13 protein-coding genes and 6 pseudogenes are annotated in these 15,208 nt (G+C 58.9%); 13 read left to right on the top strand and 6 right to left on the bottom strand.

Features of this window, described 5'->3' with window-relative positions; translation table 11 throughout:
• Window positions 1–17: 17 nt before the first annotated feature.
• Genes AC3WLX_RS35515 through AC3WLX_RS35505 form a run of 3 tightly spaced genes read right to left on the bottom strand, consistent with a single transcriptional unit; the run spans window position 18 to window position 1,826 of the window.
• Window positions 18–428 (bottom strand): ubiquitination-like system serine protease family protein, encoded by a 411-nt coding sequence (locus AC3WLX_RS35515; RefSeq protein WP_492339265.1) that lies wholly within the window; start codon window positions 426–428, stop codon window positions 18–20.
• Window positions 425–1,600: a ThiF family adenylyltransferase gene (locus tag AC3WLX_RS35510; protein WP_492339264.1), complete on the bottom strand. Its 1,176-nt coding sequence runs from the start codon at window positions 1,598–1,600 to the stop codon at window positions 425–427. Before AC3WLX_RS35510 ends, AC3WLX_RS35515 begins: the two co-directional genes overlap by 4 nt.
• Entirely contained in the window at window positions 1,575–1,826 is a 252-nt protein-coding gene (locus AC3WLX_RS35505; RefSeq protein WP_464149996.1) for a multiubiquitin domain-containing protein, read from the bottom strand. The genes AC3WLX_RS35510 and AC3WLX_RS35505 overlap by 26 nt, the downstream gene beginning before the upstream one ends.
• Before the next feature lie 195 nt (window positions 1,827–2,021).
• Between AC3WLX_RS35505 and AC3WLX_RS35500 the strand changes: the two genes are divergently transcribed.
• The 3 genes from AC3WLX_RS35500 (at window position 2,022) to AC3WLX_RS35490 (ending at window position 4,330) form a co-directional block, all read left to right on the top strand.
• On the top strand, window positions 2,022–3,086 hold the full coding sequence (locus AC3WLX_RS35500) for a helix-turn-helix domain-containing protein (RefSeq protein ID WP_492339263.1): 1,065 nt from the start codon (window positions 2,022–2,024) through the stop codon (window positions 3,084–3,086).
• The gene (locus AC3WLX_RS35495) at window positions 3,061–3,603 is read left to right on the top strand and encodes a PIN domain-containing protein (protein ID WP_492339262.1); all 543 of its coding nucleotides are present in this window, start codon (window positions 3,061–3,063) and stop codon (window positions 3,601–3,603) included. Before AC3WLX_RS35500 ends, AC3WLX_RS35495 begins: the two co-directional genes overlap by 26 nt.
• Window positions 3,604–3,709: 106 nt before the next feature.
• Entirely contained in the window at window positions 3,710–4,330 is a 621-nt protein-coding gene (locus AC3WLX_RS35490) for a hypothetical protein (RefSeq protein ID WP_492339261.1), read from the top strand.
• Here the strand turns inward: AC3WLX_RS35490 and AC3WLX_RS35485 are convergent.
• The 3 genes and pseudogenes from AC3WLX_RS35485 to AC3WLX_RS35475 form a co-directional block, all read right to left on the bottom strand.
• Window positions 4,236–4,460 (bottom strand): annotated as a pseudogene (locus tag AC3WLX_RS35485) (DUF1622 domain-containing protein); the annotation flags it as partial. The gene AC3WLX_RS35490 and the pseudogene AC3WLX_RS35485 sit on opposite strands and share 95 nt — an antisense overlap.
• Window positions 4,461–4,992: 532 nt before the next feature.
• Window positions 4,993–7,122: an amylo-alpha-1,6-glucosidase gene (locus tag AC3WLX_RS35480; RefSeq protein ID WP_492339260.1), complete on the bottom strand. Its 2,130-nt coding sequence runs from the start codon at window positions 7,120–7,122 to the stop codon at window positions 4,993–4,995.
• A gap of 109 nt (window positions 7,123–7,231) precedes the next feature.
• Window positions 7,232–7,905 (bottom strand): annotated as a pseudogene (locus tag AC3WLX_RS35475) (glycogen debranching N-terminal domain-containing protein); the annotation flags it as partial.
• Between the two features lie 216 nt (window positions 7,906–8,121).
• Here AC3WLX_RS35475 and AC3WLX_RS35470 point away from each other — a divergent pair.
• The 10 genes and pseudogenes from AC3WLX_RS35470 to AC3WLX_RS35425 all read left to right on the top strand — a co-directional run.
• Window positions 8,122–8,527, top strand: a pseudogene (locus tag AC3WLX_RS35470) (glycosyltransferase); the annotation flags it as partial.
• Window positions 8,527–9,469, top strand: a pseudogene (locus tag AC3WLX_RS35465) (IS630 family transposase); the annotation flags it as partial. The pseudogenes AC3WLX_RS35470 and AC3WLX_RS35465, both read left to right, overlap by 1 nt.
• A gap of 9 nt (window positions 9,470–9,478) precedes the next feature.
• A pseudogene (locus tag AC3WLX_RS35460) lies at window positions 9,479–9,568 on the top strand (glycosyltransferase); the annotation flags it as partial.
• Between the two features lie 68 nt (window positions 9,569–9,636).
• Window positions 9,637–9,783, top strand: coding sequence for a DUF2933 domain-containing protein (locus AC3WLX_RS35455; protein ID WP_492339259.1), 147 nt, complete (start codon window positions 9,637–9,639; stop codon window positions 9,781–9,783).
• Entirely contained in the window at window positions 9,780–10,451 is a 672-nt protein-coding gene (locus tag AC3WLX_RS35450; protein WP_492339258.1) for a methyltransferase family protein, read from the top strand. Before AC3WLX_RS35455 ends, AC3WLX_RS35450 begins: the two co-directional genes overlap by 4 nt.
• Window positions 10,444–11,972: pseudogene (locus AC3WLX_RS35445) on the top strand (DUF3141 domain-containing protein). Before AC3WLX_RS35450 ends, AC3WLX_RS35445 begins: the two are co-directional and overlap by 8 nt.
• A complete protein-coding gene (locus AC3WLX_RS35440) occupies window positions 11,933–12,292 on the top strand; it encodes a DUF3141 domain-containing protein (RefSeq protein WP_492339257.1) in 360 nt (119 codons plus the stop codon). Before AC3WLX_RS35445 ends, AC3WLX_RS35440 begins: the two are co-directional and overlap by 40 nt.
• A gap of 43 nt (window positions 12,293–12,335) precedes the next feature.
• Entirely contained in the window at window positions 12,336–12,746 is a 411-nt protein-coding gene (locus tag AC3WLX_RS35435; protein ID WP_492339256.1) for a hypothetical protein, read from the top strand.
• A 553-nt stretch (window positions 12,747–13,299) separates the two neighbouring features.
• The gene (locus AC3WLX_RS35430; protein WP_492339255.1) at window positions 13,300–13,617 is read left to right on the top strand and encodes a hypothetical protein; all 318 of its coding nucleotides are present in this window, start codon (window positions 13,300–13,302) and stop codon (window positions 13,615–13,617) included.
• A 976-nt stretch (window positions 13,618–14,593) separates the two neighbouring features.
• Entirely contained in the window at window positions 14,594–14,767 is a 174-nt protein-coding gene (locus AC3WLX_RS35425) for a hypothetical protein (RefSeq protein ID WP_492339254.1), read from the top strand.
• Window positions 14,768–15,208: the final 441 nt, after the last annotated feature.

Raw genomic sequence — 15,208 nt, 5'->3', positions numbered from 1 at the left:
TTCTCGATCCAAGTGGTTTACTTGCCGAACAGCTTGCGCACGGCGCGCACCAGCCACTGCCAGAGCTGATCGAGGATACCCGTCGGCTGCTTCGACGCGTAGTAGGCCTCGCGGCGCCGTTCTTCAGCGCTGCGGCCGGTCAGCACCTGTGCGTCGGTCCATGCACCCGCCCAGTCGATGCGCCCTTGATTGATGATGTAATGTGATCGGCAGGGCAGTTGCCAGTTGCCGATCGAGGGCCAGAGGGAGGGCTGGCCGCCGCGTTCAGTGAAGGACCATTCCGCAGGACCGAGTGGAGTGACGACCTTGTTGCCGCAGCCGCAGGCGCAGAGGTGGCCCGCCACCGAATATTTCTCCGACACGTAAAGGATGCCGGGGGAGAGCTGCTTCGGCATGTACTGCACGCGCTCAAGCTTGATCGTGTTCACGGACCCTCCTGCCCGAACAGCTTGAGCCCGGCGGTATCAAAAAGCATGTGGAACGGCGCCTGCTTGTCCAGATAGAAAGCGCGCAGCTGCTTGTAGCGCAACACCGCGAGGCAGGCGTTCATCGCGTTCAGCTCAGAGATTTGGACCTGGGCGCGGTAGACGTCGTCAGGATGATCCGCGAGCTCGGCAAGTTGCATGTCGCGCCCCGCCGCGGCCTGGTCGGTCGGGTAGTAGGTGGCGCGCAGCGTGCCGGCGAGCGGCCCCTCCTTGCGGTTGAACCCCATGCCGACGTCGATGAAGGGAATGCCCAGCTTGATCAGCAGGTCGAAGATCCCGGCGCGCGCTGAGCCCTTGTCGACGCAGACGAAGGCGAAGGTCACGCCCTCGAGGTCGGCGGCCGACGTGCCGTCGATGTAGGTCTGCTTGAGCTTGAGGTTGTGGCGGAAATTGTCGTAGCGCCGCTGGTAGACGTCGGCCTTGGCCTTGCCGAGGTCCTGCTCGTCGAGATGGCCGGGCGAGCGGTAGGCGTTGTGGACGAAGTAGAAGTCGCCATCGAAGCCGCGGATCTCCTTGACCGGCGTCTTCACCATGAAGTCGAGGATGTAGCAGCCGGTGCCGCCGAGGCCGATGATCGCGATGACCTCGTCCTTGAACACGGCGGCGAGATCGCCGATCTCGGCGCGGCTGGTCAGCGTGTCGCGGAACTTGAAGACCGAGTCGCCGACGACGTCGCCGTCGACACCGAAGGTGTAGGGGTTGAAGCCGTACAGGCTCATCGCCGGCCCCCCGACCAGGTTGAGATAGTGCTCGATCTTGGCGAAGAAGTCGGTGAAGTGGCCGGCTGCCGGCTTGTTCGAGAAGCTCCGCTGCACGACGACATCGGTCTTCTGCAGCGTCAGCGACGTCGTGCTGCCGCCCAGGTTGGGGACGGGGTTGCCGTCGAGCCCATAGGGGACCGATCCCGCAAAGAAGATCTGATGGTCCTGCTGCTGGATGTGGACCTTGTCCACGAACACGAGCTTGGTGACGATGGCTCCTACCTGGAGCGCCTTGTTGGCGTCCAGATAGGGGATGTCGCGAACGACCAGATACTCGCTGTCATACCTCAGGGCGAAGCCCTTATCGAGGAGACGGCGGATATCGTCGTTATGACTGGCCAGTTCGATTAACACGGAATTCCATCCCGTCCTTGACTTCGACGCTGCCGCCCGGCGGCAGGATCCCCTCATGATGCCCCCGCGTGTAGGTCACCGAGTAGGTGATCTCCGGATGCTGGGGGTAATCGGGATACGCCAGGGTAACGACCTGGGCGTAGGTGACCTTGCCCTTCGGCACCTCGTGAGGGGTGCCGTCGACGATGATGGTGACCGTCTTTACCTTCTCTTCCGTCTCGGCCATGGCCGAATCTCCTTCAGTTTTCCTTTGACCACGGCCCGGGACTCAGCCCTTCTGGGGTAGATTTGCCGTACACATGACCAGGTTTCGCCAACAGGGGGTTGATATAGATGCGGTTCGAGACCTATATTTAACTCCCGGTTGATAAATGGCATCTAAAAATACAAATGTCAACCGTCTGATGGGAGAGGTATAACCATGGCGTTTGGAGAAAGACTCCGGCTCGCTCGATTGCGGGCCGGACTGTCGTTGGCTGCGTTGGCGGAGAAGGTGACCCCGAAGGTCTCCCCGCAGGCCATCAACAAGTATGAACAAAGCGAGATGCTGCCGAGCTCCAGCGTACTGGTCGGTCTCGCGCAGGCGCTGGGCGTGTCGCTCGACTTCCTGATGAGCAACCAGGTGGTCGCGCTCGACGGCGTGGAGTTCCGCAAGCGGTCGGCCACGTCCGAGAAGGAGCGCGCGTTGGTCGAGGCGGAGGTCATCGACCATGTCGAGCGCTACCTCGCCATCGAGGACATCCTGGCGCTACCGGAAAGACCTAGCGACCTCGACGCAATCGAACCGGCGGACATTGATGATCTGGATGCTGCCGAAGAGAAAGCATCCTGGTTGCGCGACAAATGGAATATCGGCGGCGACCCCATTCCAAGCATGGCGGCGCTGCTTGAGGAGCGCAACGTGCGCGTAATCGAGATCGATGGTCATGACGGCTTCTTCGGTCTGACCTGCCACGTCAAGCGCCCGGAGGGGAAACCGCCGATTCGTGTAGTGGTCAGGCGCAACGTCAACGTTGAGCGGAATCGCTTTACGCTGGCCCACGAAGTGGGGCATGCCGTGATCGGCGACTGTAAGGGAGCAAAGCTCGAAAAAGCCATAGACAGGTTTGCTGGCGCCTTCCTGGTGCCTGCAGATCACCTCAAGAAAGAGATCGGCACCGGCAGAACCGCATTCGCTTACGAGGAACTTGTCCGCTTGAAACATCTTTACGGCGTCTCGATGTGGGCCTTGCACTATCGCCTCAGGGATGTCGGCATCATCTCGGAGGCCAATCTGAAAAACCTGTTCCGTACGCCGGCACGGGCGTGGCTCAAGTCAGAGCCAGAAGAACTCAAGCAGGACGGAGAAACTGCGAGGCTGGAAAAGCCGCAGCGCTTCGAGTCGCACGTCTATCGCGCGTTGGCCGAAGGCTTCATCGCCTCGACCAAGGCTGCCACCTTGCTGAGACGGCCGATAGCCGATGTCGAACGCGCCTTCAAAGGGTAGAAAGTCGGTCAGGCGCGTCGTCATCAATGACGCGTCCTGCCTGATCGATTTGCACAAGGTGGGACTGGTTGAGGTGATGCTTCAGCTGCCCTACCACTTTGTGGTCGCTTTGCCTGTTGCCCATAACGAGGTGCTCGATTTCACGGCCGCGGACTGGCAACGCTTCTCCGCCGCCGGTCTCGTGCAGGTCGATCTCGATCCCGGTCAGGTCGGCCGCGCGATAGTGCACCGCTCGCAATACGCCAAGCTGACGGCGGAAGACTGTTTCTCACTGGTCTTGGCGGAAGATCACAAGAATTCGATCCTGCTTACCGGTGACGCCGAGCTTCGCAACGTGGCCGCCGGCAAGGGGTGCGAGGTCCACGGCGTCATCTGGGTGACAGACGAGATCCACAGCCGCAGTCTGTTGGCCAGCTCGAAGCTCACGCAATGCCTGGAGGCGTGGCTGAATGATCCGCTCGTCCGCCTGCCAACGGGGCATTTGAACAGCAGACTCAAGCTTCTTGCAAAGAAATAGCCTACGCCGGTCTGTAGGAGCCAATTCCCGCTTCGGCGCAATTGCGATTTTGCGAGAATGTGCTTTTGCGACGATGTTAGCTCGCGGCGGAATACGGGGAACGAAGATGGCATTTTCCAGGAGCAGGGCCAAGGTACGCGTCTATCATTTTGTTGACCGAGACTACGGGCTCGATGATCTTCGCAGGCGACGCCTGAAGATTGCGACCGTTGCCAACCTCAATGATCCCTTTGAGCTTTTGCCCTCATCCACCGACAAGGCGCTCCGGGCACGATTTCGCGCCTGGCGGATGCAATTCGACCAAGCCTTCGGAATGCTCTGCTTCAGTCGCCATTGGAGAAATCCCGTGCAATGGTCGCACTACGCGGTGAAGCATACCGGCCTGTGCTTTGGTTTTGACATTCCTGCGAACCTGCTCACGAAGGTCCGTTATGCTGCCAATCGACTCCCGGCCCGCGTTGACGTCATAGAGGGTGGTGGGTTCGAGGCTCAGAAGGAAATACTCACCGTGGCCCGCCGCAATCCAATTAAAATGCCGTATAAGCCTTTGATTTATCCTAGTGTATTTGATTCGCATAACCTTCATTATGGAATATCCGAAGTTGAGTTTGAATCGTGCTGCCGAAGCATGTCTAGCCGATATTCATTGCAGTTCGGCGCCGCCACGGCAAACGGCTTTCGATTTCAATCTGAAGCGAGAAGCTCAAAAATGTGCGGATTACAATAATCAAGCCCAGAATTCCGAGGTGCTCGAAAGTCGGCACGATGGCAACCACGCCGATGATGTCGGCTGCGATTAAGAACTCTAGTCCCAATAGGATGCCGCGGCCAAGATTTTCCCGACAAGATCGGAAAGCTCAGGAGTGAGCGATGGAAAAGGTTATTCTTAGCGCGCTGAGATTAGTAGCACTTTCGCTATCAAATCCCCTGGTTGTTGCGATTTGGCTGCCCGCCCGTACGCCAAGCACCGATGATCGCCTCGCCGCCAATCTATAACTGGACTATATCGGCGGCTATATTGGAGGAGCGTTCAGTGGCAATAACAGTAATTTCGGCCCGACTGTGACCGGCGGCAACGGCGGCGGTGTAGAATATACATGTTCGCCCCGAACTGGTCGGCCAGGCTGAGTACATATATTGCAACTTCGATCGTAGCACGTTCATCACGCCAGTCGCGCTGGCCACATTCGAAAGCTTTCGCATCGACGAGCATACTTTCAAGATTGGCCTGAACTATCGGTTCGGCTGGGCTGCCGGAGCTATCGCCGCGCGCTACTGATCAATTTTGACTTAGCAAACCGAAAGCCCCGGAGTGTCCATGGCCTTTTTTGCGTTCACCACCTAATCCGGAATACAACATCTACCCCGTGTCCACGTACGGGGGGAAGATCAACGTCTCACGACAGCATGAGAATTTCCTCTCAGCACCTCATGACGGGTTTCCTCGCCTTGTCGCCAGAAGCGAATGTCGAAACTCTTTGCTCCGAGATGCAGGTCCATTACCGTCACGTCGGGAAGCCAATCCGGCAGCCTGGCATCAATGTATAGGCGGCCTGATATTGAATCAGGCTCAAGTCCTAAAATCGACTGCAGCAGCATAAAGGCGGAGCCTGCAGCCCAAGCTTGTGGAACGTTGGCGCCAAGATACTGGACGGGAAATCCGCCAGGCTGGCGCGAGATCCCGGCATACAGCTCGGGTAGCTGATTGAGCAGGAAGTGGCTGGCCGCCTCGCTCACATCGCGCGCAATTTGAGCAGCTTCGACGACATAGCCGTAGCGCTTGAAGCCGAGTGCGATGATGCCGTTGTCGTGCGGCCAAACTGAGCCGCACTGATAGGAATAAGGGTTGTAGCACGGGTGCAGTGAAGAAAGCGTGCGAATGCCCCAGCCGCTCCACATGTCGGGCGCCATCAGGCGTGCCACTACACGCTTTGCGCGATCGGGTGGGACGATTCCGGACCAGAGGCAGTGTCCGGGATTGGAGGCGACAGTGAGGACCTTCCGCTTTGCGCCATCAAGTGCATAAGCGTAAAAGCCCATCTCCTCGTCCCAGAATGCTTCATTGAAGCGTCGAAACAGAGTATCCGCCTTCTCCCGCAAGTTCCGGGCGCGGTCCGCGCGGTCGAGCGCGTCGTAGATCTCTGCCATCCGAATCCAGGCATCATACACGTAGCCCTGCAATTCGCAGAGGGCTTTTGGCCCCTTAACGAGTGATCCGTCCGGATAAGGAACGGCATCACCAGCGTCCTTCCAGGACATATTTTCGTAGCCGACCGGAGAGCGCGTCTGATACTCCTGAAAGCCGTCGCCATCGCGATCACCAAACTCGTCGATCCAAACCAGGCAGGCTTCCGCCGCCGCCAAATGGCGCTCTAGCAAGCCTTGATCGCCGGTGGCGCGCCAAGCGGCATGCAAGGTGACCACGTAGAGTGGTGTCGCATCTGCCGTGCCATAATAGGGCGTATGCGGAATGAGCTTGAAATGCGCCAGTTCTCCATGGCGCATCTCGTGGAGGATCTTGCCCGGCTCGGCATCACGGTAGTCGTCCCGTTCACGTGCCTGAAGGTTGCCGAGCACCTCCAGCGTGCCGCGAGAAAAGTCCGGATAGACCAGCATGGTCTGCAGGCTGACGATCAGACTGTCGCGACCGAACAGTGCGAGGAACCAGGGCAGGCCAGCGGCGGGGACGGACACCGTGTGATCGATGCCCGCGTGCGGCAGCCGCAGTGCGGCGGTATCGTCGATTGCCTGGTGGAAGAAGCGGTAGAACTCCTCGTTGCTGGTGCGCATCTTGAGCGCGGGCTGCGGCCTGTCCGCCCGCATCTCTGCGGCATGGGCGGTCGGGGCGTGACTAATGCAGTGGGGCGGGGCTGCGAAGCCTCGGCCACAGTCGGTCATCTCGTACAGCAAGCAGCAATGCCACGCCTCGCCGGGGGTAAGCTTCACCTCGAAACTAACGCGACCGTTGGCATAAACGGCGGTAGGTTTGCCATCGCGCGGGCCGACTTCGATCGCGCGAGAGAAATCGGCGTTGCGGTAGGTCGTGCGCAGACGCTGTTCTATATCCAACCATTCGGTAGTTACGCGACCGCGGCGAACGATGTGGCCTGATTTTACCTCGAAGATGTCGGCGAAGTCGCACCGGAGCGCAATCTCCAGGTTGAAGCGCACTGTCTTCGGGCCGTAATTGGTGACGTCAAGGTCCTCATGCATGCCACCGCTGATGGAGCGGCCGATGACGAGCCCCAAGGTGCGGGCCGAAACCGCTCCGTCCTCAGTGTCGAAAACTCGGTTGGTGAGGAAGATGCGCGCGGCGTCGTAGCTGATAGCACCGCCATTCAGCAGGTCCCAGGACACCCCATTGGCATAAATGGCCCAGGCACTAATCAAGCGGGTGTCGAGGAAGTAGAGCCCTTTCTCGGACGGATAGTCGATCTGTCCGCTCAGATCGCAAACAAGCACAGTCTGGCCTTCGCGAATGGCAATTTGCGGCGGGCCGACCTGGACCTTGAAGGACACTAGTTTCCGCCTTCCTTCGACCGGTGCTGGATGAACAAACCAGGCCCGTCAAAGTTCCTGGGATGAAAGACCGGCTCGAGAGACTAACTAATAAGTGCGGAGCCTTCCTTAGCGAGGTTGCCTGTTGTGGACCCAGATCAAGATGATGGTCGCGGCATTTACCGCCAACCGCCCTGGCGGCGGCTCAAAATGCAACGCCGTGCCGCGCGACTTGGTGTCCAATCCAACATATTCCAGCGCCACGTCCGCCGGGCCAAGCAGCTTGCTGTATCCCGTCCCACGGCGCGCGCGCGTCTCTCCCAAAAGATCGGCGAAGTCGCTGTCGAACAGCAGTTTCGATTCGATTCGAAACTCGTTGGGCGGTCACCGTGATTTTGTAGGCCAATGCGCTGATAAGCGGTGCCACCACCATAAAGTTATTCGCACGATGTGCGCCATATCCTTCTGCAACACGATGCGGCCGTGGTGATAGACGTCGGGATTCGTGAGATCGACGGTCAGCGCCGAATTGTCATCGCGCAAATCGATCACAATAGCAGCGGCTGCACTTCGTCCAGTACGATGCGAGCGGGCGAGATAATGGTGTCGCAATTGAACAATCCGTCAGACCCGGCCCGGCGGATGCCGATATCGTCATGGCTGTCGAGAACGATGAAGGTATCGTCATGTTTAAGTGAACGGCGTGGCCTCGCCGCCGAGCCTGTCATGGGTAATTTAAAACGGCGATTCCGAAACCGCCTCGACGGTCTCAATCACCGTTAGTGCAATGACGTTAGCTGAAATTCGATTAGTTCATTCGCTGTCTTCAAGGGCGCTTGTGAATCAAGACGGCGACACCATACGACGGGGATCCCACCGTGGGAATTGCTCTTGTCGGGCCGAATAGCATTTGAAAGATCAGAGTGCGAAATAGAAGCGGAGCTTCGGGAACTTGGCGGATGAGCAAACGTTCCCTTCGAAGCTGTTTTTCCCCGGTCAGAATGGTCAAGAACCGAGTAGATGCGCATCGCGCAAATACCCCCGCTGACGGAGGCCGTTCCGCCAAAACTTTATGGCGGTACCGAGCGAGTGGTGCATTGGCTTACAGAGGAATTGGTCGCTCGGACACGATGTAACACTATTCGCCAGCGGCGATTCTAGTACTCCCGCGAAACTGGACGCAATTTGGCCAAAAGCTCTGCGCCTCGATGGCTCAGTACGCGATCCCAACGCATTGCACATGGTGATGCTGGGGCGAGTGCAACAGAAATGCGCTGAGGAAGAATTTGATAATTTACACTTTCGCTTGGACTATTATCCGTTCTCGCTGTTCTCCCGGCAGCCGACACCATTCCTCACCACACTACACGGCAGGCTCGATCTGCCGGAACTTCAGCCGGTCTTCACCACATTCTCCTCAGTGCCGTGGCGGCAGAGGGGGTGGCAAGCCGGGCGATCGGGCGTACCGTTGGCTGCACGACTGGGACAGCGTCGAAGTGGCGGGTGCGCTATGCCGAAAGGCGGTTTGCGGCCTCGACGAAACGGGCGACCGAGGTGGCGTCAGAATACAGGGCAGAAACAGACCAACGCATTCTGCCGATGTTGGATCAGCCAAAGCCAAAGGGATATGCCCGCTGGTCGGGACCGCTGCTTGCCGCGGCACTCGGCGACGTCGATGTGCAGTATATCTGGCGCTTCTTGCGAGCCCAGAAGATCGATCTCGCCGGGCGCAAATCCTCGTGCGAGAGCAGCGATCCGGAGTTTGCCGCCAAGGCGGCCGACGTGGTCGAGCTCTATATGGTGCCACCGGAGAACGCGATCGTCCTTTGCGTCGATGAAAAGCCCTCGATCCAGGCGCTGGAGCGCGCCCAGGGCTATCTGAAAATGCCGAACGGCCGAGCACTGGGGGTCACAGTCACGATTACAAGCGCAACGGGACATCGACGCTTTTCGCAGCCTTCGAGGTGGCCACCGGCAAGGTGACGGCCGCTCGCAAGAAGCGACGGCGGCGCATCGAGTTCCTCGACTTCATGAACGACATTGTCGCCGCCGGCCGGCCAAAGCCATCCACGTCATTCTCGACAACCTCAACACCCACAAACCCAGGAACGACCGTTGGCTCAAGCGGCATCCGAACGTGAGGTTCCACTTCACGCCAACCCGGGCCTCATGGCTCAACCAGGTCGAGATATGGTTCTCAATTCTGCAGGAAATGTCTCTGTCAGACGAATCCTTCACCTCCGTCAAACAGCTTAGAAAGCTCATCGATGCGTTCATCGATCACTACAACGTCGGTGCCAAGCCGTTCGCCTGGACCAAGTCCGAAGTCCACCAAAAGCGGCTCAAAGCACGCTTCGCGGATCAATGATTCCGGGTACTAGTGATGATTGAGGCCATGGCGTGCGGTACGCCCGTAATCGCATACAACCGCGGTTCCGCTGCCGAGATCATTGATGAAGGCCTAAGCGAGGCAGCTTTCTGACCTCACGTGCGGGATTTGTTTTCATTGGATTCGCTGTCATCGCCGGCGCGCTTTTGTTCACCGAGCACCGAGCCCATGTCTTCGGTGTGCTGATCTGGCTGCCGCTCCTCGCTTGCCCTTTCATGCATCTCTTCATGCGTCATGGGCATGGCGGTCATGGAGGACATAGTCAGCCAAGGGAAGAGACGAAGACGCCATGACTGATTCACCCGCCTATGGCCTATGGGGCTTGGTACTCGTCAATTCGGTTGTCTTTATCTTGTTCGCTTACAGCTTCTTCAAGCCACAGACGACCCGGGACTGGCGATCGTTCAGCGCGTTTGGCGCCTTTCTCATCGCGTTGTTTGCGGAGATGTACGGATTCCCGCTTACCATCTATTTCCTCTCTGGATGGCTGCAAAGCCACTATCCGAATGTCGACTGGTTTTCCCACGACGCCGGCCATCTGCTGGAGATGATGTTCGGCTGGAAGACGAATCCGCACGCCGGGCCGTTCCATATTCTCAGCTTCGTGTTCATTATAGCCGGATTCTTCCTGATTTCCGCAGCCTGGAAGACCCTCTACGAAGCCCAGCAGCATGCCGGCCTGGCGATCACGGGGACTTACAGCTACGTTCGCCATCCGCAATATGTCGGCTTTATTCTCGTGATGTTCGGCTTTATAGTGCAGTGGCCAACGCTTCTCACGCTCGCGATGTTTCCGGTACTCGTCGTAATGTACGTCAAACTTGCGAAGAATGAGGAGCGCGAGGCGCTCGCATCTTTCGGCGACGATTACCGCAGATACATGGCGGACGTGCCCGGATTCATTCCGCATCTTTCGCGCCTGTTCGGAGGCCCGGCGCAGAAGAGATTTGGCAATGGCTGACGTGATGGAGGCCGCCAAGGCGGATAAGAGCCCCCAAAGATCCGCAGCGACGCGTCTGAGCCCGGCATCAGCGCAGGGACCGGATTTGCGCGCGAAACCTGAAAATGAACTCGCGGCGCCTACCGCCAGCCGAACAGGCAACCCTTCAGCCATTTCGCCTTTCGTTGACGTCATGGCCTATCAGCGAGACGTCTGGAAACGCTGGATTCTTTTCGCCGACACGTTGCGCCAGCGTGCGGACGATTTGCTGGCCCACGACCGTGCTGGCAAACCACCGCTCCTTGATTTCGACTACGAGCTCATTCTAGATGCTTGCAGGTTCGAAATGCCGGCAAACTATGCGTTGCTACGTATCACCCGCGTTGCCGACGATTGCATTGCGGATTGTCTCGACCTCTCCAAGCCCCCTCTGATTATTGTCGATCCGCGTGCCGGTCATGGTCCGGGTATCGGCGGGTTCAAGCGCGAGTCGGAAGTCGGCATAGCCTTGCATGAGGGGTATTCGGTCTATTTCGTCGTCTTCTTTCCCGAGCCATGCCCGGGCCAGACAATCGCCGACGTGCTGCACGCCTTGCATCGTTTCGTCGAGGAAGTGGCGGGCCGCCATTCCGGATCGCCGCCGATCCTTTACGGAAACTGCCAGGCCGGATGGGCAATTACATTGCTCGCCGCCGATTGCGAAGGTCTCGCCGGTCCAATCGTCTTGAACGGATCGCCACTTTCCTATTGGGCCGGCGATTCCGGTGCCAACCCGATGCGCATTTCCGGCGGCCTGTTAGGCGGAGCCTGGCCTGCGCACCTCATGGCCGACCTCGGAAATGGGCGTTTTGACGGCGCCTGGCTTGTGCAGAATTTCGAGGGACTGAGGCCGGAGGCGGTGTGGGAGAAATACACGAACCTGTTCTTTCATGTCGATAGCGAGCGCGAGCGCTTTCTCGGGTTCGAACGCTGGTGGGGCAGTTTCTATTTCCTCAACCGCGAAGAGATACTTTCCATCATTGGGAACCTGTTTGTCGGCAATCGGCTGGAACAAGGCACCTTTCCCATCTGCGACGAGTGCTTTGCTGATCTGCGCCGAATTCACAATCCGATCGTTATCTTCGCCTCGTCCGGCGACAACATTATTCCGCCTCATCAAGCGATGGGTGGATTCCCGTCGTCTACAAGGACACCGAGGATCTGAAGCGGGCTGGCCAGCGGATCGTCTATCTCCCCAATTCCCACGTCGGCCATCTCGGGAGTTTTGTCTCCGCTTCCGTCGCGAAACTGGAACATCGAGCAATCCTCGACAGCCTGGCCGAAATCGCCGCACTGCCACCGGGTCTCTACGAAATGAAGATCGACAACCCCACGGGCGATCCCGATTGCCGGAAGGGAGCGTACAATATCCGGTTCGAGGAACGGCAAGTCGAAGACATTCGGTTCCCCGTCGATCGACCGGCTTTCGAGCGCGTCCGGAGACTCTCAGAGCAACTGGCAGCGTGTACACAGCCACACTTTCCAAGTGGGTCCAGTCGGTGACGACTCCGTACACGGCTACCCTCATGGAATGGCTCCACCCCATGCGAGTCAGCCGTCACATGTTCGGCTCATCATTCAACCCGAGTATGCCCGTCATTGCTTCCCTCGCATCGACGATCAGGAGCGACCGGCATGCCGTGCCCGACGATGCTCCTCTCAAGAAAGCCGAAGCCGCAATGTTCGATGCGGTACGCGAGACCCTGAGCCGGGCTCGCGTGACGCGTGACGACGCGCTGGAGCAGGTGTTCGATCGGGTTTATGGCAGCGGCGGCGCGTCAGTCGACGACCATTTGGCGGATGTGAACAAGAAAATCGGTTGATGGGATGCGCTCAGAAAGCAAGCCTTGGGCGCCCTCATCGATCATGCTGATCATGGCAGGGGTGACTCTGATTGGCATGGGGCTGTATTTCATTTTGCTGCGTCCGCCGCTGCTACCCGAAGACGTGCGCTACATGGCCTTGCCGGCGGCCCAGCTTGATATCCTCAGGCCGCGACTGGAGTTGTGGCTTATGCACGTCTTCCGCGTCATGGGTGGCTACGTGCTGGCGACAGGTGTACTGGCGGTCACTTTGGCAGCAACGGCGTTCCGTGCGCATCAAATGGGTGCGGCAATAGGCGCCCTGATCGGCGGAGCCGCTTCCATCGGCTGGATGGCGGCTGTTAATTTTATGATAGACTCGGACTTCAAATGGTTCCTGCTTGGAATCGCGCTGCTATGGGCCTGCAGCCTAGGACTCTTTTGGCGCGAGCGTTTGGTTCGTACTCAACGTTGAAGCGGCTCGGGCCGCGATGAGCTCAATGGCATCCACCAAATTGTCGCGCCTGCACAAGATGCTCATGGGATCCGGCAGGTGCTGGCCGACAACCTCTGTCGCCAGTAAACGTCAAAGCCACTGCTGCAATGTCGCGCAGCATTAATGGCCCTTAGGGCCGCCGTAATATCGATGAGCATTATACTGGGGAACATCGCTTCCTATAAAGTTGTAATTCGTTGACGCCCTCGCGTTCCTCATAGCGTGCTCTTCTGTTTTCGGTCCGCCTTGATAGCGATGCGCGCTATCCGGCTTGACGGCGCGCGTCATTCCGGGAGCGATCATCAACTGCAGTATAGCTGCGGCTAAGAGTGTTTTTCGTACAAACATCCGCGTCTCCCGTTTTGGTATAGCATTGCACACTGACTTAAATTTCATAGACGATGCGGATCGTCGGAAAGTTGACCCAGATCAACAAGCGCTGCATTCTCAGACGTTAACTTGAGTTTCAATTCGCAGCATGCGGATTTTAGCGTAGCCGGCCGTTGGACCGGCGCTCAGGAGAACACATCCTATGAAGTACGTCTTTGGCGCCGCGGCTATTTTAGCGTTGGCAGGTATGGGTAATCTCGCGCTGGCTCAGCAACCGGCCACGACGACCCCGGCACCAGCGGCGGGTGCCCAGGATCAACCGTCGGGCACGTCCACGATGGCCCCCGGTTATATGGAGCACGAGAAGGGGATGAACAAGATGGGCCACGAAAAGGGAATGGGAATGGGAAAGGACATGGGTTCGACGACGAGCGGTCAGAGCCGCCAGGGTCCGATGGGCGGGATGCCCTCCTGCCCGTCCGGCCAGACCGCGTCGGGTACACCCTCCACCTGCAAATAGACTACCGATAGCGCCAGAGCGACCCGCCGAGGGATAACTAGCGCCCCGGCGGGCCTATACGGGGGCCCGAGAACTGCGTCACTACTATTCTAAGCACGCAGCCGAATCCTGCACCGTCGAACAGCCGTACCCCGGACGTCCTTCGCTGCACATTGGAATGCTGCCTACACAAAACTCTGAAATGCCCCGCAAGGCCCTGCAAACTCGCGAAGCGCTTTATCGATATTGCGGGTGGAGAACGAGCGGCGGGTTATCCAAACGACGGTTCAAAAGGAGTAATTTCAAGCGGCGAAAGGTTACCGAGTCGTGGTCCCCCAGCTAATCAACCTTCACGACCAAACGACAGATGTCCTGTGTGGTGATGGCGAAGACGCCCATCGAAAGATCGGTCGCTATCGACGGACCCGTCGCCTAACCCCACGGCCTTCAGGACCCTATGATCCTGCTATTCGCGATGCGGCCACGGTGGGCCGAATCGCAGAAGCTAGGTCCTTTTGGACCAATGAGGCACCACTTCGCCGAACGGCGATACCGTGCTCGGATCCCCAGACAACTGCTCGAACACGCTTGCGATTTCGGCGTTGGCAAGTTTGGGTTTTCCTGGGCAGCATTCTGGTTGCGTGCGGAAGCCTCTCGGCTTCGGTCGGACCTGTCTTTGCCCAGGACAACCCGGATGCGCATAGCGCGCATCACCCCCCGCTACCTCGGAACAGTCTAGCCCGCCTCCGAATTCCGGTACCGCGCCGGCTGCCATGCCCACAACACCCGCGACCCCGCCCCAGGCAAACCCGATGGGCGGTATGGGCGAGATGATGGGGCAGCTGATGAAGCAGCCGGCAAAGCAGTTCTATCCCTCGCTGATGAACATGCCGACGCTGACGCCCGAGGCGCGCCAATATATCGAGCGGGAGGCCCAGCAGCGTCTGGCAACGGGTACTCAGTCCATTGGCTCCGGGAGACGGAGCTTCATCACGCGATGGCGCAAAAAGATGCTGTCGCCATTCAGAAGGCTGCGGCGCGGGTGCGCGAAGGCCTGCTGCAAACCGAGAGCGGGGCTGCGGCGTTGCGCGCGCTCAGCGAGGGACAAGAGCCGCGCCAGTTCGCGCTCGCCTGGTTCAAGGGTCAGATGAGCCTGCCGGTCAAAGACTGATGTCTGGCGACGGACTTTGGGGCTTGTCTTGGTACCACCTGACAATGATGGCCTTTTTGGTCGCATTCCTGCTCGGGGCCGTCCTGATCCACTACGCCCGGCTGCGCAGCATCAGCAAGCTAGTCCAGCGACTGACTCCCGCACCGGCCGGCTCGGCGGCCCCCGTTGCACCGACTCCGTCGGCCCCCCCGTCGCCTTCGGCGGCCCCGCCAGCTCCCGCTCAAGCCCCTGTAGTAGCTGCGGCAACTTCAACCGCGGCCGGCGCACCGAAGCGGCCGTGGTCGGGCCTGCTGCGCGTCGCCGCGATTTTCGAGGAAACTCCCAACGTCAAGACGTTCAGGTTTGTGGGAACCGACGCTGGTGCCTGCGGATTCCGACGAAGTCGCCCAGGCGTACCGATATGAAGTCGCCCGTGGATTCCGAGAGGATGTCGCCCACCTT

The sequence above is a fragment of the Bradyrhizobium sp. FW305-F6 genome, assembly GCF_058782905.1.
Note: the sequence above shows the minus strand (reverse complement) of the source record. Positions and strands in the feature narration are given on the sequence as shown.

Coding starts and splice junctions, on each gene's coding strand:
- AC3WLX_RS35500 (WP_492339263.1), top strand. CDS start 2,022: ATGGCGTTTGGAGAAAGACTCCGGCTCGCTCGATTGCGGGCCGGACTG.
- AC3WLX_RS35430 (WP_492339255.1), top strand. CDS start 13,300: ATGAAGTACGTCTTTGGCGCCGCGGCTATTTTAGCGTTGGCAGGTATG.
- AC3WLX_RS35505 (WP_464149996.1), bottom strand. CDS start 1,826: ATGGCCGAGACGGAAGAGAAGGTAAAGACGGTCACCATCATCGTCGAC.
- AC3WLX_RS35490 (WP_492339261.1), top strand. CDS start 3,710: ATGGCATTTTCCAGGAGCAGGGCCAAGGTACGCGTCTATCATTTTGTT.
- AC3WLX_RS35425 (WP_492339254.1), top strand. CDS start 14,594: ATGGCGCAAAAAGATGCTGTCGCCATTCAGAAGGCTGCGGCGCGGGTG.
- AC3WLX_RS35450 (WP_492339258.1), top strand. CDS start 9,780: ATGACTGATTCACCCGCCTATGGCCTATGGGGCTTGGTACTCGTCAAT.
- AC3WLX_RS35435 (WP_492339256.1), top strand. CDS start 12,336: ATGCTGATCATGGCAGGGGTGACTCTGATTGGCATGGGGCTGTATTTC.
- AC3WLX_RS35495 (WP_492339262.1), top strand. CDS start 3,061: ATGTCGAACGCGCCTTCAAAGGGTAGAAAGTCGGTCAGGCGCGTCGTC.